The organism is Pseudoalteromonas sp. SG44-5, assembly GCF_014164175.1.
GTDB lineage: Bacteria > Pseudomonadota > Gammaproteobacteria > Enterobacterales > Alteromonadaceae > Pseudoalteromonas > Pseudoalteromonas nigrifaciens.
The window spans coordinates 124,362-147,232 of the sequence record NZ_JACJES010000005.1 but is presented as its reverse complement, the minus strand read 5'-3'; the positions used below and the strand labels follow the sequence as shown (position 1 = coordinate 147,232).

Below are 22,871 nucleotides of genomic sequence, written 5' to 3'. Positions count from 1 at the left end.
TTGATTTTGGCTATTACGCCATGAAATCAACACCTTCTTTGATGTCTTTTTTCAGTGTTTCAAGCATGTCATTTTTTGCTTTTGTTTCAAATGCGCTTAGTTCGCCGTAAGAAAGAATTTCTTCTACGCCGTTTTTACCTAAACGTACTGGGTGTGCAAAGTACTCCGCATCGCCATTTTCAACAGCAACGTACGCGTAATCTACAACGTCTTCACCTTGTAGGCCTTTAACTAAAGACATACAAAAACGAGCTGCTGCTGCACCCATTGATAAAGTAGCTGAACCGCCACCCGCTTTAGCATTTACAACTTCAGTACCCGCATTTTGGATACGTGGAGTAAGTGCTGCAACTTCTTCATCTGTAAAGCTCACGCCTTCAACTTGAGAAAGTAGAGGTAAAATAGTAGTACCTGAGTGGCCACCGATTACAGGAACTTTAACAGTTGCTACGTCTACGCCTTTAAGTTCAGCAACAAATGCTTCTGAACGAATAACGTCAAGCGTAGTAATACCAAATACGCGTTTAGCGTCGTAAGTACCTGCTTTTTTAAATACTTCAGCAACAATTGGTACAGTGCCGTTTACTGGGTTAGTAATAATACCTACTAATGCTTTAGGACAACTTGCAACTATGCCTTCTGCTAACGTTTTGATGATGCCAGCATTTACATTAAATAAATCTGCACGATCCATACCTGGCTTACGTGGCATGCCAGCAGGAATAAGTACGATATCAGCATCTTTAAGCGCTTCATTTAACGCATCAGCGCCAAAGCCAGCTACTTTAACCGCTGTAGGGATATGAGATAGATCAACCGCAACACCTGGAACTACTGGTGCAACATCATATAGTGATAATTCAGAACCAGCTGGTAAGCCTGTTTTTAATAATAAAGACAACGCTTGACCGATACCGCCTGCAGCACCTAATACAGCAACTTTCATTGGAATTCTCCGTGATTTGAGGTAGGAAATATTTATGGCTCTAAGATAAAGAAATTAGCGACTAAAAACAAATTTATCCTGCCTATTTTCGTAATATTTTAGACCATAGTTGTAAAAACATTTGGCCTGAATACAGTAAACTGGCAAGTTAAATAAACAACTGCTGCATAATTATTCGTTTTTGTGTAGAATTTGCGGCATGGATAATAAAAAGCAAATAAAAACTATGCAACCACAAGACAAACAGGAAGCGTTAGTAAAAGCATTTAAAGCGCTTTTAAAAGAAGAAAACTTTGGTTCTCAAGGCGATATAGTAGATTCGTTAAAAGAGCAAGGTTTTGACAATATAAGCCAAAGTAAAGTGTCGCGCATGCTTAGTAAGTTTGGCGCGGTACGAACGCGCAATGCCAAACAAGAAATGGTGTATTGCTTGCCAGCAGAAATGGGCGTACCCACAGCAAAAAGCCCGCTGCGCCAGCTTGTTATTGATATAATGCATAACGAAATGATGATTATTATCCGTACCAGTCCAGGCGCGGCTCAGCTTATTGCGCGTTTACTTGACTCATTAGGTAAAGCCGATGGCGTGTTAGGTACTATAGCTGGCGACGACACTATTTTTATTGCCCCAGCTAAAATATCTGAAATAGACTTAACCCTAGAGCGGGTACGTATTTTATTTGATACGGTTTAGTATTTAAAACATGCGTTATAACTGCTTTAAAAACCCAACTGACGGTGCAAAAAACGCAGACCCCATATCGGCTTGAGTAAAATCAAGCCAATGATCATAGCACTCCCCCTCACCTAAACGACTTTTTAATACCTGTTCAAATGCGGTTCCACTGGCCGAGCAAGTAATTGACAGCATTCCTTGCTCGTAAACATCGCCATAAGGCATGCCTTGATTAAGTAATATTGGCTGGCCTTGCTCATCTTTTAATTCACTGCGTTGTGCATGGCTGGTTTCAAGCGCTGGGGCTATAAGAGTGTTGTCTAAGCGAGTGCGACCTATTATTTGCTCTTGCTCATCTAGCGATAGATGCTGCCATACGCTTAGATCGTGCTTATAACGTTGCACATGAATATAACTGCCTTGATCCTCAAAGCTACCTGGTTTATTTATTAACGCCGTTGCCCACTTTTGTCGGCCATGCGGCATTTTGCCACCATAAATAAAACCATTGAAATCGCGACCATCTAAAAATCTAAAATTACGAATTTGTTCCACCAGCTCTACGTCTGGTGCAAATAACTTTAAAATTTGCAGTGCAAATAAATGATTGACGTCTTCGCGGTCTGAACGTATTTGCACAAACAAATCACACGGCTGCACGCTCATTGCGTGTTCATTATGATTTATATTAGGAAAGCTTTGTAGTTCACTGGGGATATACTCTGGCAAAATATGCGGCCAATACTGTGCACCAATAGCCACCATACAAGAAAGCATAGATTCAGAAAACTGATCGCTAAACTCTTCCTCAATAGCGCTTACTTGCTTGAGCTTTGTACGTAATGACTCATCTTGGCCATCAAACACATTAAAAAATAAATGCAAACCGTGTAAGTTTGCTTCAGCACAAATCCCTGATTGCGCTTGTGCCATTGTTATTCCTTAGCTTATAAATAGATAAACACAGCGAATAACAAATTAATTTATGATTCGAAAAAATTCACCGTGTGGGGTTTTATTTTTATTATAACCTGCTCATTTTGAACAAATGACTGGCCATATTGCGCTGCAACTTCTATTTCTTGTTGTGCAATAACTACAGTGTAAACATAAGCCGAACCAATAAAACGACTGCTTAATATGGTGGCGCGTTCACTATGGCTATCTTTTTTATTGTCGCTCCTTAGCTCTATTTGATGAGGACGCACATATATTTTTCCTATATTAGCCTGATGCTGGTGCGCAATAACCGACTCAACTAGGCCAAAAGCGGTTTTATATTCAGTTGCTGTTAACACTTCTGCGCTTAAGTATATGCCCTGACCCAGAAACTCTGCAACCTCCTTTGAGCTTGGTTTAGCAAAAAGCTGTTCTGGGGTGCCCTGCTGAGCTATTTTACCCTGGTGCATAATAGCCAGCGTGTCTGCAAATGCAAAAGCCTCTTCCTTTGAGTGGGTAACAAATACTGCCGACACTTGTTGAGTTTTAATTATGCGGCGAATATCGGCAATTAATTCAAAGCGTACTTGAGTGTCTATATTCGAAAACGGCTCATCAAGTAATAGTAAACTTGGTTTGTAAGCAAGTGCACGCGCAATCGCCACGCGCTGTTGTTGCCCACCCGATAACTGATGCGGATACCTGTCGGCGCAGCCAACTAAATGCACCAGCTTAAGCATTTCATCAACGCGCTGTTGCTTTTGCTCTTTACTCATTTTACTTAAGCCAAAAGCAATATTATGTGCCACGGTTAAATGCGGGAATAACGCATAATCTTGAAACATCATGCCAATATTACGATGCTCTGGCGAGATAAATGTATTGGCGTTACTCACCAGCTTGCCATCGATAAACACGCTTCCTTGTTGCGTTTCTATTAGCCCTGCAATTGCTTTTAAGGTGGTGGTTTTACCACAACCACTGGCACCTAACAAACACACTATTTCGTTTTTACCTATGGTTAAATTTAGCTCGTGAATAACCTTAGTACCGTTATATTGATAGCTCACGCCTTGTAAAATCAAACTACTCATTTAACTACGTTGCTCCATAGAACGGTTAATAAAATACAGAGGGATAAATCCAACCAGCACAATAAATAATGCCGATATAGAAGCCAGCTCTAATTGCTCATCACTCACATACTGAAACACATGCGTAGCTAAGCTTTCAAAATTAAACGGCCTAAGTAACAAAGCCGTAGGTAGCTCTTTCATGCATTCAATAAACACCAGCAAAGCCGCAGTAAGCACCCCGCGTCTAAGTAGGGGTAAATGCACCAAACGTAACGTATGGCCTTGGCTTTTGCCCATAGATTGGCTAGCCATGTCGAGAGAGGGGCTAATGCGTAAAAAGCTCGACTCAATCGCGCCATGTGCTACTGCGTAAAAACGCACTACATAAGCAAAAATAATGGTAAATACACTGCCAGTGAGTAACAAGCCTATATTTAAGTCGTATGGCTCAAGCACACGGTTTACAGTATTTTCTAACAGCGTAAGCGGTAATAGCACCGCAATAGCCAGTACTGTTCCTGGTAAAGCGTAGCCGGTGCTAGCTAATCGCCCCGGAATAAGTGGATAGCTTTGCTTGGCTATACGTTGATAAAACACCACTAATACACTAAGTAACAGCGTTACTACGCTTACTACTATAGCTACCTTTAAACTTTGCCACGCATAGCTAAAAAACTCACTACTCCATGCTTGATCAAAATAAACAATGGCGTACTTTATTAACACAGCAATAGGTATAACAAAGGCAACAATTAAAATCACACTGCAAAATAGCGTTGCCAGCCAAGCCGACTTGCCTTTTAATATATAAAGCGCTTCACTATTTATACCCGACTGACGCTCAAACACCGCTTGATTACGGCGACTAAAGCGCTCCGCCATTAAGGCTAAAAACAATAGTAATAACATCACGCCCGATATTTTAGCTGCAGCGGTTAACGAGTAATAACCAAACCAAGTATCGTATACGGCAGTGGTTAACGTGCTTACAGCAAAGTAGCTTACTGTGGCAAAGTCAGCCATGGTTTCCATACTAATTAGCGCTAGCGCAGCTACAATTGCGCCGCGCGATAACACTAAGCTCACCCTAAAAAAGCTCTGCCACGACGACAGCCCCATTAACTGGCTAGCCTGTACTAACTTAAAAGACTGCTCACGCAAGGCTGTTTTAAAAATTAAATATAAATAGGGATAAAGCACCAGTGCAAGCATTACAATAGCGCCGGGCAAAGTGCGTATATCAAAAAACCAGTAATCATCCGGCGATTGCCACCCAAACCAGTCTCTGAGAGTATTTTGTACTGGGCCTGCGTAATCAAGCAAGTCGGTATAAACATAGGCAATAATATAGGTAGGCATAGCCAGTGGCAGCATTAACGCCCATTCAAACTGTTTTTTACCCGGGAACTGGCAATAAGCGGTTAGCCAGCCAAGTGGTAAGGCAATAGCACAGCTTAGTACACACACACCTAAAATAAGTAATACGGTATTAGAAATGTAATCCCACAGCACTGTATCCCAAAGATGCGAAAACACCTCTGAGTTACCTTGTAGAGATTCAAATAGCAGAAAAAACAATGGGGTCGACAGTAATAATCCTGTCGACCATGCAAAAAGCTGCCATTTAGACAGCTGAAATTTATAAGTCATTTAAAGATCGAATTTCACCTCATCAATTAGCCTTAACGCTAACGGACGATATTTACTAATTTCATCAAGTGGTAAGCTATCTTCTTTAAAGCTTCCCCAAGATGCAACTAAACTTGATAATTCTACGCCTGGCTTAACCGGATATTCCATATTAATTGAAGCGTACATGTTTTGCGCTTTATTGTCGGTCATATACTCTAGGAGTTTCAAGGCATTTTCAGGGTTTTTAGCGTATTTTGTAATAACTGCACCCGACACATTTATATGCGAGCCGCGATTGATTTGGTTCGGAAAGTTAATATTTACCGCTTGTGCCCATTCTTTTTGGGTTTCATCTTGCAGCATTTTACCTAAATAGTAACTATTGCCAAATGCAAGATCGCACAAACCTTCTTTTACTGCTTTTACTTGCGCTCTATCGTTACCTTGTGGTTTACGCGCTAAATTTGCTTTAACCCCCTCAAGCCATACTTTGGTATCTGCTTCGCCATGGTGTGCAATCATGGATGCAACTAAACCCAAATTATACGGATGTTTACCAGAGCGAGTACATATTTGCCCTTTATATTTTGGATCAGCCAAATCTTCATAAGTCAGCTCAGGTAGCGCGCCCACACGCTCTTTTGACGAGTAAACATTACGTACTCGCTTAGTAAGTGCCACCCACTGGCCGTCGCCATCACGAAATGCCGCAGGCACATTGTTATTAATTGCTTCGCTACTAATAGTTTGCGTTAAATCTAAATCTTCAAGTTGGATTAAGGCGCTAAAATTAGACGTTAATACTAAATCGGCTTTGCTGTGTTTACCTTCGCGCTTAACGCGCTCTATTAAGCCTTTATTAGCAAACACTACATTTGTTTTAATACCAGTTTGTTTGGTAAAGTCATCTAAAATTGGTTTTATTAAAAAAGGCTGTCGAAAAGAATAAATATTAACGGACTCAGTTGCAAAAACGGGTGCCGACACAGCCAAACCAACTACAATTGCGAATACTTTTTTCATATTTCCACCTGAATAATAACTATTATCAATAATTCTACCGTGCCTTACCCAAAAGTGCACACTTTATATAATCTGATCCTGTTAAAATCGCTAAAATAGAAAACCAACGTAAGACATATCCTACAAACGTGACAGCCAATGATGAAAACACAACATGAAAAACCATAACAAACAAAGTAACCAATTGTTTTAATTAAAGTAAATTATTTTAACTATTACGACTATAGCAATTAATTAGCAACCTATACTTCTTTAAAATATCGTACCGCCTATAATTAACTTAACAACCAAGCAGTGATGCTTAACGAGTAAATGGAAACGGACAACTTACTCGACCAACCAATGATTTAGGTTACTAATACAAAACGGATTTTAGGACAGGCTCTAGGAGAGCAGCACAATGGAATGTCTTAAAGGATAGCATCTGGATGATGCGTAAAGGATAGCAACAAAGGATTTACGTTGTTTTACAGGATGTTGAGGAAATAAAGGATACAGGCAGGAGCGCCTACATTACATAGAACTAAAAAGTAATATTGTAATAACAAGGATTTGTAAGAATTTGGAGTTGATTAAGTTCAATTGCAGGATGCAGAAAATTAGAAGATTCCGCAAGCGCGCCTAGAGATAGAGCGCGCTTTTCTTTGCCTAAAATAAATTGCTCAATGTATTTGTACAGCGCCTTGAAGTTGTTTTACTGCAAGCCGCCAAGAGCATATAAACGGTTTAAATTTTAATACACACGTATTTTTCTTCTAGGTACTCATTTAACCCTTGGTGCCCCCCTTCACGGCCAAGGCCCGATTGCTTAACACCACCAAATGGCGCTACAGGGTTAGAAATAACGCCTTCGTTTACACCAATCATGCCAAACTCAAGACCTTCGCTAATGCGATAAACCTGCTTAATATTTTGGCTGTAAAAATAAGCGGCTAAGCCGTAAGGTACGTCGTTTGCTAGGGTAAGTACTTCGCTTTCATCATCAAAAGGAATAATTGTTAATACTGGGCCAAATACTTCTTCATGGTAAATATCCATGTCGGTAGTGACGTTATTTACAATCAACGGGTTTTGAAAGCTGCCACCTAAATCACTGTTATCACCAATCAATACTGCCCCTTTATCTAGTGCGTCTTGTACTAGCTGCTGTACTTTTTCTTTTGCCTTAGGGTAAATAAGCGGGCCGATATCAACATCTGCTGTAAAGCCATTACCGACTTTTAAAGCAGCCACCTTAGGGGTTAGTTTATTTAGTACCGCATCAATAATATTACGCTGAATAAAGATACGGTTTGCAGCAACACAAGCTTGCCCACTATTTCTAAACTTAGCAGCCATTAACCCCTCAATAGCTGCATCGAGGTCTGCATTATCAAAAATAATGAAAGGTGCGTTTCCTCCAAGCTCCATAGAAGTGCGCTTAATAGTACCTGCGCATTGCGCTAATAACTGCTTGCCTACCCCCGTTGATCCGGTAAAAGTAAACTTACGCACTATCTCAGAGTCGGTTAGTATTTTTCCTACTTTTTTAGCATTTTGCGATACTAAGACGTTAAATGCCCCTTTTTCAAACCCTGCTTGATCGGCTAAATAGGCAAGTGCAATAGCGCATAATGGGGTGTGCTCTGAAGGTTTTAATATAAAACTACAACCGGCTGCATAGGCGGGGGCAACTTTACGCGTAATCATAGCAACAGGAAAATTCCATGGCGTGATCCCTGCAACAACTCCTACAGCCTGCTTAAAGCTGGTTAACCTATGGGTGTTGTCGGTAGCAGGTATAACATCGCCATAGCTGCGCTTAGCTTCCTCGGCAAACCATTTTATAAAGCCTGCGCCGTAATCTATTTCGCCCAATGCTTCTTTAAGTGGTTTACCTTGCTCTTTGGTCATTAACTCTGCAAGCGTTTGCTTGTGTTTTATAACTAGCTCATACCAGCGCATCAAGGTTTCGCTTCGCTGCGTAGCATTGGTTGCTTTTAATTTAACAAATGCGCTTTGAGCAGCAACTATTGCATTATTTACACCCTGCTCATCAATATCGCTTACATCAACAATGCTTTTTTCGGTAGCAGGATCATCAACACTAAAGTGTGTGTCTGTTTTATAAAATTCACCATTAATAAACGAGTCAGAAAAAATAAGATTACTCAAAATAAACCTCCAAATTACGTTTAAGGTGTTAGCTTTTAATGCGTGACATAGAGCCAAGGCTAACTTTTTATATAAATCTGCGCGAGGTAAACTCCCGCCTACGGGTAACACTATGTAGATACAAGTCGGGGTTTTATGCCGCGCTTTGTGTGCGCGAGGTAAACTCCCGCCTACGGTTTGCAAACAAAAAAGCCGCTGTATTAAACAGCGGCTTTTATTATATTAATCGTTAAAAGCTAGTGCTCTTCATTAACTATATTAACGTTATACTTAGGTATTTCAACCACTAGGTCTTCATCTCTAATAATAGCTTGGCAACCTAAGCGCGACTCTGGCTCTAAGCCCCATGCTTTATCAAGCATATCGTCTTCTAACTCGTCGCTTTCTTCTAGCGAATCAAAGCCTTCGCGGATCACTAAGTGGCACGTGGTACACGCACATGACTTTTCACATGCGTGAGCAATGCTAATCCCATTTTTAAGGGCAACATCAAGAACCGTTTGACCACTAGGTGCTTCAATTGCAGCGCCATCTGGACACAATTCTGGATGGGGAAGAAAAATAATTTGTGGCATTCTAATCTCTCTTAAATATTGTCTACTGACTGCCCAGTAAGAACTTTTTTAATTGATGCATCCATTCTGCGTGCGGCAAAATCGCTGCTGGCGTTATCCATTTTTTCAATCGCGGTTTTAATCTCGTTTGGTTGCTGCGCATTCTCACGCACTTTTACCAACTCTGCAATTTCAGCTCGTAAATATGCTAGTTGCGCTTCGTCAAGTAAACCACTGTCACTCGCAAGTGATGCCTCTAGTGCTTCAATTACACGTAGTGCTTCTACTTGTTGCTCTTTGAGCATACGCGCTTGCATATCGCCTTTAGCGTTGCTCATTGACTCTTTTAGCATATTAGAGACTTGGTCGTCTGATAAACCAAATGACGGTTTAACTTGAATATCTGCTTGTACGCCTGTCGATTTTTCCATTGCCGATACGCTAAGTAAACCATCGGCGTCTACTTTAAACGTAACCCGAATATGTGCAGCACCCGCAGTCATTGGCGGAATACCTTTTAAACTAAACTTAGCAAGAGAGCGACAATCGTCTACCAATTCGCGCTCACCTTGTAGTACGTGCAACGACATGGCTGTTTGGCCATCTTTAAAAGTAGTAAACTCTTGGGCACGTGCTACTGGAATAGTGGTATTACGTGGAATAATTTTTTCCACCAAGCCACCCATAGTTTCAAGACCTAGCGATAGTGGTAATACGTCGAGTAACAACATATCTGAATCAGGTTTATTACCTATTAACACGTCTGCTTGCAACGCAGCGCCTAGCGCTACAACGCGATCGGGATCAATTGACGTTAGTGCTTCTTTATTAAAAAACTCACTAACTTGGCTGCGTACTAATGGCATGCGAGTAGAGCCACCCACCATAATTACTTGCAGCACTTCTTCGTTCTCAATACCAGCATCTTTTACAGCACGGCGACAAGAACGAAGCGTTTTTTTAACGAGTGGTATCGCAAGCTCGTCAAGTTTTTCGCGGGTCACTTCAACCATGTGTTTCTCATCATCAAACTCAAGCCCAACATTAACAGTTGAGTATTGGCTTAATGCTTCTTTACAGGCTTTAGCTTTATTAATAAATAAGCGCAGTACCGCTGGAGATAAAGTGGTTACACCCGTTTGCTGCTTTAAGTAATCAACAATCAGTGAGTCAAAGTCATCGCCGCCTAGGCTTGAATCGCCACCGGTAGCTAATACTTCAAATACACCTTGGTGCAAGCGCAAAATTGATATATCGAAGGTGCCACCGCCTAAATCGTAAACAGCAATAATACCTTCTTGACCCGAGTCTAAACCATAAGCAACAGCGGCTGCCGTTGGCTCGTTTAATAATCGCAGTACGTTAATACCTGCAAGTTCAGCGGCATCTTTTGTACTTTGGCGCTGAGCGTCATCAAAGTATGCCGGTACAGTAATAACTGCACCTAATATTTCTTGATTACCAAAGCTTTGTTCTGCACGGGCTTTTAATGCAGCTAAAATATGGCTAGATGCTTTAACTGGGCTGATTTTTCCAGCAGCTGTTTCTATGGCAAGTGCACCATCGTGCTGACAAAATTGATACGGTAGTTGCCCATAGCTTTGTTCTATTTCTGCTTGGGTTTTACCTAAAAAGCGCTTAACTGAAATTAGCGTATTAACGGGATCTTGCGTTGCTGATTTTACAGCTTCGCTGCCTACAGTGATCCCACCCGCCTGATAGCGCACTACCGAAGGAAGCATTGCTTCACCTAAGTCATCTGTTAAGGTGCGTGCTTCGCCACTTTGTACCGTGGCTACCAATGAGTTAGTTGTACCTAGGTCAATACCTATGGCTAGTTTATGTTCATGTGGTGCCGCGCTCTGCCCCGGCTCAGCAATTTGCAATAATGCCATAATATTTTTTAAACTCGCTTTACCTTGCTTTATAAATTAGCAAGTTAGGTGATTAGTCATCAAATAAACTGTCTTCAATACGCTCTAGTTCGTCACGTAGTTTATAAACAAATTTTAGTTTACGAACATTATCTGCAGCAGCTTGGTATTGCTGCTCGTCGTTACTTGCTAATTGCTGTGCAAGTTGTGCACTGTATTGTTCGTTAAGTTGCTTGATTTGCTTTTCAAAATTAGCGATTGCAGTGTCAGGATCGCTCGCTGACGTTAGCTCTTCTAACTCTTCGCGAAGTTCCATTTGCTGCATTAAAAATGCCGGATCTTGCAAGGTTTGTTGCTCAGCACGAATATCGACACCCAACTCACTTAACATATATTCGGCACGCTTTACTGGGTGCTTTAATATTTGTAGTGCGTCGTTAATTTCTGCGGCGCTTTGCACGGCCATTAATTTATCGCGACTGCTGGCGTTGGCATGGCGATCGGGGTGCACTGCACGCTGTAGCTCTAAGTAGTGCTTGTTAACTATTACTAAATCAATATTGTAGTCAACTGGTATTGCAAATAACTCAAAATAGCGCATAACTTCAACCAATAATATTCAGAAATTAATTTCAAAAATAACAAAGCCCTACGTTTATTGGCAGGGCTTGTTTTATACCCAAGTAACTTAGGTATTCAAAACACGTTTAAATTTAAACGGTAAAGCTTTCGCCACAACCACACTCGTCAGCTTGATTAGGGTTAGTAAATTTAAACCCTTCATTCAAGCCTTCTTTAGTGTAATCGAGCTGCGTGCCGTCAATGTAAACTAAGCTTTTAGCATCAACAATTAAGGTAACGCCTTTTGCTACAAATGTTTTGTCGTCGTCGTTTAGCTCGTCAACAAACTCAAGTACATAGGCAAGACCTGAACAGCCCGTCGTTTTAATGCCAACGCGCAGGCCTAAACCTTTACCGCGATTTGCTAAAAATGATTGTACGCGGTTTGCTGCCGCATCTGTCAATGTCACTGCCATGGAACTCTCTTACTTCGCTTGTTTACTTTTATAATTTGCAATTGCTGCTTGAATTGCATCTTCGGCTAAAATTGAACAGTGAATTTTCACTGGTGGTAACTCTAGCTCTGCACTTATATCAGTATTTTTAATAGTCGCTGCTTGCTCTAGTGTTTTGCCTTTAACCCACTCTGTTACCAGTGAAGATGAAGCAATTGCACTACCACAACCATACGTTTTAAATTTTGCATCTTCGATAATACCATCGGCAGATACTTTAATTTGTAACTTCATTACGTCACCACATGCTGGTGCGCCTACCATACCCGTTGCCACTGACGGATCATTTTTGTCTAAAACACCTACGTTACGTGGGTTTTCTACGTGGTCGATTACTTTATCACTGTAAGCCATAATTCTATCCTCACTACCTGCTAGGTATGTACTCGCACTATTATTAGTGGTGAGCCCATTCAACTGAATCTAAATCAATACCTTCTTGATGCATCTCCCAAAGTGGAGACATTTCACGTAGGCGACCGATAGAGTTTTTCATTAATTCAACGGTGTAATCAATCTCTTCTTCGGTGGTAAAACGACCAATACTAAAACGAATTGAGCTATGTGCTAATTCGTCGTTACGGCCAAGTGCACGTAAAACATAAGAAGGCTCTAAGCTTGCTGACGTACAGGCTGAACCTGACGATACTGCAATGTCTTTTACTGCCATTAGTAACGACTCACCTTCAACAAAGTTAAAGCTGATATTTACAATGCCTGGTACTGATTGGTCTTGTGTACCGTTAAAGTACACTTCTTCCATATCACTCATAATACCGTCAATTAAGCGCTTACGTAGGGCGCTTATATGTGCATGGTCTTTTTCGAAATCTTGCTTAGCAACTCTAAACGCTGTACCCATACCCACTAACTGATGCGTAGCAAGTGTGCCAGAGCGCATACCACGTTCGTGGCCGCCACCGTGCATTTGTGCTTCTAAACGAGCGCGCGGTTTACGACGAACGTAAAGTGCACCAACACCTTTAGGACCATATACTTTGTGGCCTGAGAACGACATAAAATCAACTTTAAGCTGTTGTACGTCAATTAATACTTTACCTGCGCTTTGCGCTGCATCTACGTGGAACATAATTTTACGTTCGCGACACATTTCGCCAATTGTAGCGATATCTTGAATTACACCTAGCTCGTTATTAACATGCATGATGCTTACAAGTACGGTGTCGTCACGCATAGTGTCGGCAAGTTTTTGTAAATCAAGTAGGCCGTTTTCTTCAACGTCCATATAGGTTACTTCAAAACCTTGACGCTCAAGCTCACGACACGTGTCGATTACAGCTTTGTGCTCAGTTTTAGCGGTAATAATATGCTTACCTTTCTTTTTGTAAAACTGTGCTGCGCCTTTTATTGCTAGGTTATTTGATTCAGTTGCACCCGAAGTGAAAACAATTTCACGTGGGTCTGCATTAATTAAATCAGCAACATCGGTACGTGCTTGATCAACCACTTCTTCAGCTTGCCAACCAAACCTATGTGAACGTGACGCAGGATTACCAAAATTACCGTCCATTGTCAGGCATTGCATCATTTCTTTGGCAACACGTTCGTCAACAGGCGTGGTTGCTGCGTAATCTAAATAAATCGGTAACTTCATTTCTCTCTCCGCTGCAGGTCAACCTTAAAGTTGACAGCTTACTTGAATATTTTCCAACTGCTTAATTGCATCATTAACACTGTTATCTTGGCGTAATGCGATTTCTTTCACATCAGATTTCTCTACCAATTCAGCAAGGGTAATATTATCTAAAAATTCTTCTATTCGTGCGCTTAATTCTGACCACAAATTGTGAGTTAAACAGCGCATACCACTTTGGCAACCTATATCACTTTTTTGGCAACGTGTTGCATCAACTGACTCATCTACTGCATTTATCACATCACCAACAGAAATAGCGTCCGCTTTACGCCCCAATAAATAACCACCGCCAGGGCCGCGAACAGAGCTTACCAAACCGTTTTTACGTAAACGGGCAAACAACTGTTCAAGGTAAGACAAAGAAATTTCTTGTCGCTGTGAAATATCAGCAAGGGCAACAGGACCTACACCTGTGTGCAGTGCAACATCCAGCATAGCTGTAACGGCATACCTGCCTTTTGATGTTAACTTCATAACGCCCTCCGCACAAAAGAGTGCAAATTTTAATTACCAGAGTAAATTAGTCAAGTATTAAAACTTAAAACCAGTTCTTAGCTAAACACGTAATACCTGAGTGTTTTACTCAAGTATTACGTCCTATTGTAATTACCTGAGTAATTTAGTCAAGTATTAGCGCGTTATTTAATCGTAGCTTGTTATAACTAATTGCTATAACCATTATTATTTAGGTATCGACTTATTTATAGAGGTTAAAATACCACGTAAAATGTTCATTTCAGCATCTTCAGGGCGAGCACGATTAAACATACGACGTAATTTGGTCATAACCATGCCTGGGTGCTGCTTAATGATAAACCCAGTATTAAACAGTGTCTCTTCAAGATGCCCATAAAATAACTCAGTTTGTTTTGAGCTAGGGTAAACGGTGTCATCTTCTTCGGCTATTTTAGGTTGCTGATTTAAAAACGCCATTCGCGTTTCGTAGCATAATGTCTGCACTGCCATAGCTAAATTAAGCGAGCTGTACTCTGGATTTGCCGGAATACATACATGATAATTGCAAAGCTGTAATTCATCGTTGCTCAAGCCGCTATTTTCACGACCAAACACCAAAGCTACCGGACCATTAGCTGCTTCGCTTACTAGCTTTTCACCACATTCACGTGGCTCAACCATAGGCCAAGATAGTGTGCGAGAGCGCGCACTCGTGCCAATAGTTAACGCGCAATCGGCAATTGCATCAGCAACAGTATCAACAATCACAGCATTACCTAAAACATCACTTGCTCCAGCGGCTAATGCACTGGCATGACTGTCGATTTCACACGCTGGGTCGACTAAATAAAGCTTTGATAAGCCCATGGTTTTCATGGCGCGAGCCGCCGAGCCAATATTACCTGAGTGTGATGTGTTAACTAAAACAACGCGAATATCATCTAAGATCATTGCTGTGCTACTTTGTTTGCTGCAAAAAATTGCGCAAATTCTACCATGTAATTAAAAACACGGCTACGATAAGCGCAGCCGTGAATAGGGTTCAGCTCAAAATACAAACCATGTTTAGGTTTATATACCAGCTTATTTAAAGCACACACTTAGTGATCGCAAGCCAACATCCTTTGCTTATGTCCAAACACTGCGCTGCTTTTATCTTTTATTAAATCAAATAGCAGTACTTAAGCTGTTCCGCCTACTGTTAACTTGTCTATTTTCAAACTAGGTTGACCCACCCCAACAGGGACGCTTTGGCCGTCTTTACCGCACACGCCAACGCCTTTATCAAGCGCAAGGTCGTTACCTACCATAGATATTTGCTGCATTACTTCTGGGCCGTTACCTATTAAGGTTGCGCCTTTAATTGGTTGGGTAATTTTACCGTTTTCGATTAAATAGGCTTCTGATGCGCTAAATACAAATTTACCTGACGTTATATCAACTTGTCCGCCACCAAAATTAGGCGCAAACACGCCTTTTTTAACACTACTGATAATATCTGCTTGGCTGTGCTCACCGCCTAACATGTAAGTATTGGTCATGCGTGGCATAGGTAAATGTGCGTACGATTCACGGCGTGCGTTACCCGTTGGGCTAACGCCCATTAGGCGCGCGTTCATTTTATCTTGCATGTAGCCTTTTAAAATACCGTTTTCGATAAGTACGTTATAGGCCGCAGGTGTGCCTTCGTCGTCTACGTTAAGTGAGCCACGACGATCAGCCATAGTGCCATCATCAACCACAGTACATAGCTCAGACGCTACTTTTTGCCCTACTTTTCCGCTAAACGCCGATGCGCCTTTACGGTTAAAGTCGCCCTCTAGGCCGTGGCCTACGGCTTCGTGTAATAATACACCTGGCCAGCCATTTCCTAGCACCACTTCCATGGTTCCGGCTGGCGCATCAATGGCTTCTAGGTTTACCTTTGCTTGGCGTACTGCCTCTTCTGCAAACTCCATCCAACGTGGTTTACCCTCTACTAACTCTTTAAAATAACCATAATCTAAACGCGCACCACCACCGGCTCCACCGCGTTCACGACGACCATTTTTCTCAAGTAGTACTGAACAATTTAAACGAATAAGTGGGCGAATATCGGTGGCAAAAGTACCGTCGCTAGCGGCAATAAGTACTTCTTCGTACACGGCCGACATTGAACTTATTACTTGCTCTGCGTCGGGTGCTAGTTCACGAATATAGTTTTCAAGCTCTCGTAACAAATTTACTTTATCAGTATCGCTCATACTTGAAATTGGCTGATGCGGGGCAAACTGCTGCTTTGCAGTTACATCGCTAAATACTTGAATTGATTTATTTTCACCGGCCTCGGCAATACTACGCGCTGCAGTTGCGGCTTTATTAAGTGCTTCAAGGGTGATTGCATCTGAGTACGAAAAACCGGTTTTTTCGCCGCTTACTGCGCGTACACCTACGCCTCGTTCAACATTGTATGAACCTTCTTTTACTAAGCCGTCTTCAAGTACCCATGATTCATGGTGACTTGATTGAAAGTATAAATCAGCGTAATCCACCTTATGTTGATGAATGTAGGCGAGCGTTTTTTCGAGTTCTTCTCGATTTAGCTGGCTGTCGTGTAATAAATGCTGTTCAACCGTATTCATAATAAATGCTCTCTAAATCGTTGATGAGATTGCACTGGCATATCTCGTCGAATTTTGTGTAATTGCTTTAAATCTAACGTGGCGCTTATAAAACCTGTGCCCGTGGGCAACTCACTTAATGTATCTCCCCAAGGAGACAGAACTATACTGTGGCCATAGGTTTGGCGGCCATTTTCATGTGCTCCATATTGCGCTGCAGCAATCACATAACACTGTGTTTCTATTGCACGAGCCGCCAATAAAGGTTGCCAATGGGCTTGTCCGGTCACTACCGTAAAGGCGCTAGGGACTAATATAACTTCTGCACCTTGGCGTACAAGTTGAGTATATAAAGTACTAAAACGCAGATCATAACATACTGTTAAGCCTATTTTACCAAAGGGAGAGTCGACAACAACAACTTCATTTCCTGCTTGAGTAAAGTCTGATTCTCGATAGCTGGCTGTTGAATCGTCAACTGTTACATCAAATAAATGCATTTTATTGTAGCTGGCAACTAGCTCACCTTGAGCATTAAATAAGTGCGACGCGGCGTAATATTTATTGTCGTTATAAGGCTCTGGCATAGTACCAGCGCTTAACCAAATATTATGCAATTGGCACAGCTCGCTTAACTGCTGCTTATAACGCTCTGCATGCTTAGCCACTTTTAAGGTATCGTTACCCGATTTACTAAACACTAAAAAGGCTTCAGGCAAGCACACTAATAGTGGCCTTGTAGTGGGTAATTGTTGTAACTGATTAACTAGCGTTTGTATGTTTTGCTTAGGATCAACCCCTGAGCACATTTGCAGAGCAATAATTGTCGGAATTGCTTCACTCATAAGGTAGCACTCATTAGCTATTTCTCATTGGTTATTTCTCATTGGGTAACGCTCACCTCAGCGTCTTTTAGTTTAAGCTTTGTTGCTGCTTGAGGCTGATTTTGCGCCGCTTGTGGTAGCGTTACTTCACGACTTTTACGGTCAAGTTCTTGTACTTGCGGGTCATTCATTTTACCGGTTACTTTAAAGTTTATTTCGGAAATAACGCGCGCCGAGTGAATCACTTTATCTATAGCAAGCGCAGCAAGGCCGGTAACGGGGTTAACCATCCAAGCTACTATTATAGGTATGCTGGAGGTTACTTGCGGCGCAACCGCTAGGTCGTAGTCTATTTCTAGGGTATTTAAATTAGCATAACCTTTAATGGTTAAGTCGGCTGGTACACCATCCATTTTAGTATCTTGAGTGTAGGCAATGCCTTTATCAAGCTGCATTGTGCCTTGCATGCTGTTATAAAAAAAACCTTTGGAAAACACATCTCTAAAATCGAGTTTTAATTTACGCACTAGTGAATCTAGGCTCAGTAACGAGAACACCCGCGCGCCACCATCACTTACCTCGGTTAAATGTCCTTCGCCTAAACGCCAATCAATATTGCCCGAAAGACTTGCTACATCAAGGTTATACGGGGCTGCTTGCCATGCAAGATTATAGTTAATGGTTGCGTTTGAATCTTTAATTGCGGTGGTTAAGTCAAACTCATTAAATAATGCGCCTATATCCTCACTTTTAAGCTCACCGCTGAGTTGCGTTTGGCCATTTTGCCACTGCCCATGGGTGCGTAAAATATGATCGTTCTTATCAACCACTAACTCAGAAATAACAAGCCGTTTACCATCCCCCAATAAAGACGCGCTTACTTTACCTAACTGATACTGACTCACCTTACAGTCGCCACATTCAAATTCTATTGCGGGTAGCTGAGTAAGCCAGCTTACGTCATCGGCTGTTTCTGTGCTTGCAACTGGCTTAACATTTGTTGGTTCAATAAAGTTAACCCTTAAATAATCGCTATTAATTCGAATCGGCTGGCTGGCTTGCGAGATAGGAATTAGCACCCCTGCACGCAATTCTTTAGCATTTAACTTTAGGTATAAATCGTTTTGGGTAGGTGCTAAGCGCATTTCAAAGTCATTAAATTGCACGTCACTAATATTAAGTTTTTCTATATTAGCAAGTACTTCATGCAGTGGTGGCATAACACTAGCTGATGCTTGCTCTGAGCCTTGCTTAGATACATTTATAATTTGCTCAATTAACTCTAGCCACGGAAGCAAATCGGTTTGTGGTAAATTAATACTAACCGCTAAATCTTTTTTATTAAGCCCTAAATCATTTTTACCGATAACAAAATGAGCATTGTTAAAGTGGGTGTTGGCGTTATCTAAAATGGCGTTAAAATAAAATAGCTGCTTTATATTAGCGGTAATTAAGTTAGATATATTATCGCCTTGAATAACTGCATTGAGTGGCCATGGTTGCTCGCTGCTTTTAGCATAGTCACCCGGTAAAGTACTGCTTAAACCAATTAATGACGAGGTTACTTGCGCACGATAATCAAACCCTTGCTCGGTAAAATTAAGCACTAAACCAATATCGGCTGCACTTTTCCCGCTAAGGTAGTTTTTTAATAACCCTTGGCCGCTCGCAATAAGAGTCTCGGCATCTAGCTGCGCTTTTATGTTTATATTGGCGCGATAATCTTGCTCAACACTTTTACTGTCATAGTTAATATTGAGTGGCATGCCCAACCATGTTGCAGTGGCATTAGTGAGGGTTATTTCATTGTTTTTAAAATGCAGCTCGCCGTTTAAGTTATCCAGCTCAATGCCTGGAGTCGCAATATAAACAGGTAAGTCTATTAAATTTACTTTGCCGCTCACACTTGCACCATTAGCAAATTTAGAACCAATTAACAGCTCTATATCTGCACTAGCTTCGCCTTTACCTTGCACAATTTTAAAAATTTCAGCAAGCGGGCTGGCAAGTGGCGTGGCCGCAAAAAAGTCGTGCATTTTTTCAAGCTCGGCTTGCTTATCTATTTTAACTACTAGCTCATCGGCATGCATTAAATCGCTAATGCTAACGCGTACACTACTGCCCACAGCTAAATTTACTAACTTGCCTTGCTGGCTATAAATATCCATGCGCTCGTTGGCAAAATGTAACTGGGCGCTGGCGTTAGTAACTGCAGGCCAGTCGGGATCAAACTGATAAGTGGCGTTATCTATTTGTGCTAACACATCAAACTGCCCAGAGCCGTCACTAAATGGAAAGCCTGTTAGCGGGCCTGCAAAAAGCACTTGTGCTTTTGACACTTCACCGCCTTTTATAGCGCCATTTAAATAGCTAACTAATTCAGGGCTCATCGCTTTTAAAGGAAAATAATGCCCAGCAATACTCGCGTCGGGTGCAAATGCTTCGGCGTATAAATCTAAACGCGGTTCGTCGCCTAAGCTAAGCTGCATTTCTGCAGCAAAGGTTACTTCATCATTATTAAACCAAATATTGTCACTACTAATGTGCCAAGCATTACTGCGCTTGGCTAAATTGAGCTCTATATTTAATTGCTCATAATCTATATTTTGGCTAAAACTATCACCGGTAATTAGGCTGTTATTTTCACCAAACAGGGTAATTCGCCCGTATTGCTGATTAACCAGAGCACTAACTCGCAGTTCTTGTGCGGCAGGTATTGCGTGCTGCTCTTGCCAGCCAATATTATCGGCTTCAAACCACAGCTGCCATTGCTCACTATTGGTATAGTCTAAGTAAGCTTGCTTTATTTGCCCACTAGGTTGGCGCTGTAAAAATGGCGTTAGGTTATTAAAGTTAGTCAGCTCGGCTAAATCGCTAAGTAGCGCTATATCAACTTGCTGTAACCAAATTTTATTTTGCTTACCCAGCAGTGCCTCAAACTCTAAACTCGGCCAGCTTTTATCATTACTATTAAACGCTAAACCCGTGCTTTTCAACCGCCAGCTTTTTTGTTCAGGAAATAAATGAAATCCCCCTTCGCTTAGGCTCAGCTGTTGTTTCTCTCCAGCCAACTCCCAACGTGCAAAACTAGGTAACCACTGTACTTTAACATCACTCACTAAACCTTGATTAAGCTCTAACCAAGCTTGTAAGTTTATGTTGCTGTGCAGTTGCTGTTTTTCGGTATTAATATATTGCGCTAACCAGTTAGATACATCTACCTCATTAGCTTGCACATACATGTCGCCTGCCATTTTTTCAATAGTATCGCCTTTGAGTGCTATTCGCGCATCAAAACTTCCCACCGAAATACCCGGTAATGCTAAGCTACCGCTACCTAAATGTTGCTTATTTTGATTTTGCCAAACAATATTCTCTAACAGTAACTTACGCTCAGTACCGTCTTCTAAAATAAAGTTAATGCTGGAGTTTTCTATTGCGAAGTGGCCTGTGTCACCCAAAAATAGCTCTTCTATTAACTCTTTTTGCTCAAACGACACTTCGCCTTCATTTTTGGCAAATAAATTAGCTACTTTAATACTGGTATGAAAGCCATTTATTACAAAGTAGTTTGACTTTAATTGCAGCGTTTTTAAGCTTTCCCACAAGTTAAGCTCTAAACTGGTTTTAGCTATAGTGAGTGCAATAGGTGCAGTTTGGTTGTCTTTAAATGATAGGTTTTCGAGCACTAAAGCAGGCCCGCTACCTTGCCAACTTGCTGAAATAGAGCCGATTGATAAACTAATATCAAACTTGGTATGTAGGTAGTTTTCTATATTATCTTTATAGTCGTTTGCATAAGGTAGGGTATATTTTAAAATAGAAACAGTCACGGCCAGTAACACTAAAATTATGGCACACGTTTGCCATAACTTTCTAAAACAAAAAAAACAGACCGCTTTTGCTTTCATTACATCATTACCACATCAAACTGCTCTTGGCTGTATAAACTCTCAACTTGAATATTGACCTGTTTGCCAATAAATAGTTCTAATTCGGCTAAGTTATGATATTCATCGTTTAGTAATGCTTCACATACCGCTGGCGCGGCATAAACCACAAACTTATCTGCATCGTAAGCACGATTAACCCTCACTATTTCGCGCAGTAATTCGTAGCACACTGTTTCTACTGTTTTTTGTGAACCACGACCAGAACACGCAGGACAAACATCACATAATATATGTTCTAAGCTTTCGCGGGTGCGCTTACGGGTCATTTCTACTAAACCTAATGCCGACAAGCCATTAATATTAGCTTTAGCACGATCTTTTGCTAATGCCGATTCGAGCGAATGCATTACGCGGCGTTTATGATCTTCACTTACCATATCGATAAAATCGATAATAATAATACCGCCTAAATTACGCAGCCTAAGCTGGCGCGCAATAGCAGAAGTTGCTTCAACATTGGTATTAAAAATGGTTTCTTCTAAATTACGATGACCAACAAATGCACCAGTATTAACATCAACCGTGGTCATCGCTTCGGTTTGATCGATAATTAAATAGCCACCCGATTTAAGGGTTACTTTACGATGCAGCGCTTTTTGTATTTCGTTTTCAACATCAAACAAATCAAAAATGGGGCGCTCACCCGGATAATATTCAAGCACTTGCGACAAAATTGGCACAAACTCTTCGGTAAATAATTTAAGCTCTTGGTAGGTTAGTTTAGAGTCAACCCTAATGCGTTCCATGTCTTCGCCCACATAGTCACGTAGCGTTCTAAAAGCAAGGGTTAAGTCTTCATGTAAGATACTGGCTTTACTGGTTTTTTTACGGCGTGACACCACTTTTTGCCACAATTTTTGTAAAAATGCAGCATCGTGCCTTAATTCGGCTTCGCTTGCGCCTTCTGCGGCGGTTCGCACAATAAAGCTGCCGTTTTCATCGCTGTATTCAGCAACGATTTTCTTTAATCTGCCACGCTCTTCTTCTGTTTCTATACGCTGGCTTACGCCAACGTGGGTGGCGTCGGGCATAAACACTAAATAGCGCGAAGGTATGGTAATGTCGGTAGTTAAACGCGCGCCTTTAGTGCCCAGTGGATCCTTTACCACTTGCACCATAATATATTGCCCTTGGCGAACTAACTCACGAATATCTTGTACTTTTTTTATCGGGGTATCGTCAACACCTTCAACAATAGAGGCGCTATTTACAATATCTGAGGCGTGTAAGAATGCAGCTTTTTCAAGGCCTATATCAACAAAGGCGGCTTGCATGCCGGGTAAAACACGGCTAATTTTTCCTAAGTAAATATTACCAACAATCCCTAAATTGCCAATTCGCTCTAATTGTATTTCTTGTAGAACACCGTTTTCTATTAGGGCAACACGGCTTTCACTTGGCGTGACATTAATTAGTAATTCTATACTCATG

At 41.3% G+C, this 22,871-nt stretch carries 19 protein-coding genes; 1 reads left to right on the top strand and 18 read right to left on the bottom strand.

Annotated features, from left to right (window positions below; all coding sequences use genetic code 11):
- Positions 1-13: 13 nt before the first annotated feature.
- The gene (gene mdh, locus H5079_RS08330; protein ID WP_011329303.1) at positions 14-946 is read right to left on the bottom strand and encodes a malate dehydrogenase; all 933 of its coding nucleotides are present in this window, start codon (positions 944-946) and stop codon (positions 14-16) included.
- A gap of 226 nt (positions 947-1,172) precedes the next feature.
- Here mdh and argR point away from each other — a divergent pair, with 226 nt between their 5' ends.
- A complete protein-coding gene (argR, locus tag H5079_RS08325) occupies positions 1,173-1,640 on the top strand; it encodes a transcriptional regulator ArgR (RefSeq protein WP_041454781.1) in 468 nt (155 codons plus the stop codon).
- A gap of 15 nt (positions 1,641-1,655) precedes the next feature.
- Here the strand turns inward: argR and H5079_RS08320 are convergent, their stop codons facing one another.
- The 17 genes from H5079_RS08320 to rng form a co-directional block, all read right to left on the bottom strand.
- Positions 1,656-2,555 carry a Dyp-type peroxidase gene (locus H5079_RS08320; RefSeq protein ID WP_182683888.1) on the bottom strand — a complete coding sequence of 300 codons (900 nt, stop codon included), beginning with the start codon at positions 2,553-2,555 and terminating at the stop codon, positions 1,656-1,658.
- Between the two features lie 50 nt (positions 2,556-2,605).
- Complete coding sequence (locus H5079_RS08315) at positions 2,606-3,655, bottom strand: ABC transporter ATP-binding protein (RefSeq protein ID WP_182683887.1); 1,050 nt, start codon at positions 3,653-3,655, stop codon at positions 2,606-2,608.
- Entirely contained in the window at positions 3,656-5,287 is a 1,632-nt protein-coding gene (locus H5079_RS08310; protein ID WP_182683886.1) for an iron ABC transporter permease, read from the bottom strand.
- A complete protein-coding gene (locus H5079_RS08305; protein ID WP_011329308.1) occupies positions 5,288-6,292 on the bottom strand; it encodes a Fe(3+) ABC transporter substrate-binding protein in 1,005 nt (334 codons plus the stop codon).
- Positions 6,293-7,018: 726 nt separating this feature from the next.
- Positions 7,019-8,446, bottom strand: coding sequence for an NAD-dependent succinate-semialdehyde dehydrogenase (locus H5079_RS08300; RefSeq protein ID WP_182683885.1), 1,428 nt, complete (start codon positions 8,444-8,446; stop codon positions 7,019-7,021).
- 236 nt (positions 8,447-8,682) lie between these two features.
- Positions 8,683-9,021 carry an ISC system 2Fe-2S type ferredoxin gene (gene fdx, locus H5079_RS08295; protein ID WP_011329311.1) on the bottom strand — a complete coding sequence of 113 codons (339 nt, stop codon included), beginning with the start codon at positions 9,019-9,021 and terminating at the stop codon, positions 8,683-8,685.
- Positions 9,022-9,032: 11 nt separating this feature from the next.
- Complete coding sequence (hscA, locus tag H5079_RS08290) at positions 9,033-10,895, bottom strand: Fe-S protein assembly chaperone HscA (protein ID WP_011329312.1); 1,863 nt, start codon at positions 10,893-10,895, stop codon at positions 9,033-9,035.
- A 52-nt stretch (positions 10,896-10,947) separates the two neighbouring features.
- A complete protein-coding gene (gene hscB / locus H5079_RS08285) occupies positions 10,948-11,475 on the bottom strand; it encodes a co-chaperone HscB (protein WP_041454584.1) in 528 nt (175 codons plus the stop codon).
- A 112-nt stretch (positions 11,476-11,587) separates the two neighbouring features.
- Entirely contained in the window at positions 11,588-11,911 is a 324-nt protein-coding gene (gene iscA, locus H5079_RS08280; protein WP_182683884.1) for an iron-sulfur cluster assembly protein IscA, read from the bottom strand.
- Between the two features lie 9 nt (positions 11,912-11,920).
- Positions 11,921-12,304, bottom strand: coding sequence for a Fe-S cluster assembly scaffold IscU (gene iscU, locus H5079_RS08275; protein WP_011329315.1), 384 nt, complete (start codon positions 12,302-12,304; stop codon positions 11,921-11,923).
- Between the two features lie 43 nt (positions 12,305-12,347).
- The gene (locus tag H5079_RS08270) at positions 12,348-13,565 is read right to left on the bottom strand and encodes an IscS subfamily cysteine desulfurase (protein WP_011329316.1); all 1,218 of its coding nucleotides are present in this window, start codon (positions 13,563-13,565) and stop codon (positions 12,348-12,350) included.
- Between the two features lie 24 nt (positions 13,566-13,589).
- Positions 13,590-14,081 carry a Fe-S cluster assembly transcriptional regulator IscR gene (gene iscR, locus H5079_RS08265; protein ID WP_011329317.1) on the bottom strand — a complete coding sequence of 164 codons (492 nt, stop codon included), beginning with the start codon at positions 14,079-14,081 and terminating at the stop codon, positions 13,590-13,592.
- A 207-nt stretch (positions 14,082-14,288) separates the two neighbouring features.
- On the bottom strand, positions 14,289-15,014 hold the full coding sequence (gene trmJ, locus H5079_RS08260; protein ID WP_086996586.1) for a tRNA (cytosine(32)/uridine(32)-2'-O)-methyltransferase TrmJ: 726 nt from the start codon (positions 15,012-15,014) through the stop codon (positions 14,289-14,291).
- A gap of 230 nt (positions 15,015-15,244) precedes the next feature.
- Positions 15,245-16,684, bottom strand: coding sequence for a metalloprotease TldD (gene tldD, locus H5079_RS08255; protein ID WP_011329320.1), 1,440 nt, complete (start codon positions 16,682-16,684; stop codon positions 15,245-15,247).
- On the bottom strand, positions 16,681-17,508 hold the full coding sequence (locus H5079_RS08250) for a carbon-nitrogen hydrolase family protein (RefSeq protein WP_182683883.1): 828 nt from the start codon (positions 17,506-17,508) through the stop codon (positions 16,681-16,683). The genes tldD and H5079_RS08250 overlap by 4 nt, the downstream gene beginning before the upstream one ends.
- Before the next feature lie 38 nt (positions 17,509-17,546).
- The gene (locus H5079_RS08245; protein WP_182683882.1) at positions 17,547-21,398 is read right to left on the bottom strand and encodes a YhdP family protein; all 3,852 of its coding nucleotides are present in this window, start codon (positions 21,396-21,398) and stop codon (positions 17,547-17,549) included.
- Entirely contained in the window at positions 21,398-22,870 is a 1,473-nt protein-coding gene (rng, locus tag H5079_RS08240) for a ribonuclease G (protein WP_011329323.1), read from the bottom strand. The genes H5079_RS08245 and rng overlap by 1 nt, the downstream gene beginning before the upstream one ends.
- Position 22,871 lies beyond the last annotated feature (1 nt).

Coding starts and splice junctions, on each gene's coding strand:
- mdh (WP_011329303.1), bottom strand. CDS start 946: ATGAAAGTTGCTGTATTAGGTGCTGCAGGCGGTATCGGTCAAGCGTTG.
- argR (WP_041454781.1), top strand. CDS start 1,173: ATGCAACCACAAGACAAACAGGAAGCGTTAGTAAAAGCATTTAAAGCG.
- H5079_RS08320 (WP_182683888.1), bottom strand. CDS start 2,555: ATGGCACAAGCGCAATCAGGGATTTGTGCTGAAGCAAACTTACACGGT.
- H5079_RS08315 (WP_182683887.1), bottom strand. CDS start 3,655: ATGAGTAGTTTGATTTTACAAGGCGTGAGCTATCAATATAACGGTACT.
- H5079_RS08310 (WP_182683886.1), bottom strand. CDS start 5,287: ATGACTTATAAATTTCAGCTGTCTAAATGGCAGCTTTTTGCATGGTCG.
- H5079_RS08305 (WP_011329308.1), bottom strand. CDS start 6,292: ATGAAAAAAGTATTCGCAATTGTAGTTGGTTTGGCTGTGTCGGCACCC.
- fdx (WP_011329311.1), bottom strand. CDS start 9,021: ATGCCACAAATTATTTTTCTTCCCCATCCAGAATTGTGTCCAGATGGC.
- hscA (WP_011329312.1), bottom strand. CDS start 10,895: ATGGCATTATTGCAAATTGCTGAGCCGGGGCAGAGCGCGGCACCACAT.
- hscB (WP_041454584.1), bottom strand. CDS start 11,475: ATGCGCTATTTTGAGTTATTTGCAATACCAGTTGACTACAATATTGAT.
- iscA (WP_182683884.1), bottom strand. CDS start 11,911: ATGGCAGTGACATTGACAGATGCGGCAGCAAACCGCGTACAATCATTT.
- iscU (WP_011329315.1), bottom strand. CDS start 12,304: ATGGCTTACAGTGATAAAGTAATCGACCACGTAGAAAACCCACGTAAC.
- H5079_RS08270 (WP_011329316.1), bottom strand. CDS start 13,565: ATGAAGTTACCGATTTATTTAGATTACGCAGCAACCACGCCTGTTGAC.
- iscR (WP_011329317.1), bottom strand. CDS start 14,081: ATGAAGTTAACATCAAAAGGCAGGTATGCCGTTACAGCTATGCTGGAT.
- trmJ (WP_086996586.1), bottom strand. CDS start 15,014: ATGATCTTAGATGATATTCGCGTTGTTTTAGTTAACACATCACACTCA.
- tldD (WP_011329320.1), bottom strand. CDS start 16,684: ATGAATACGGTTGAACAGCATTTATTACACGACAGCCAGCTAAATCGA.
- H5079_RS08250 (WP_182683883.1), bottom strand. CDS start 17,508: ATGAGTGAAGCAATTCCGACAATTATTGCTCTGCAAATGTGCTCAGGG.
- H5079_RS08245 (WP_182683882.1), bottom strand. CDS start 21,398: ATGAAAGCAAAAGCGGTCTGTTTTTTTTGTTTTAGAAAGTTATGGCAA.
- rng (WP_011329323.1), bottom strand. CDS start 22,870: ATGAGTATAGAATTACTAATTAATGTCACGCCAAGTGAAAGCCGTGTT.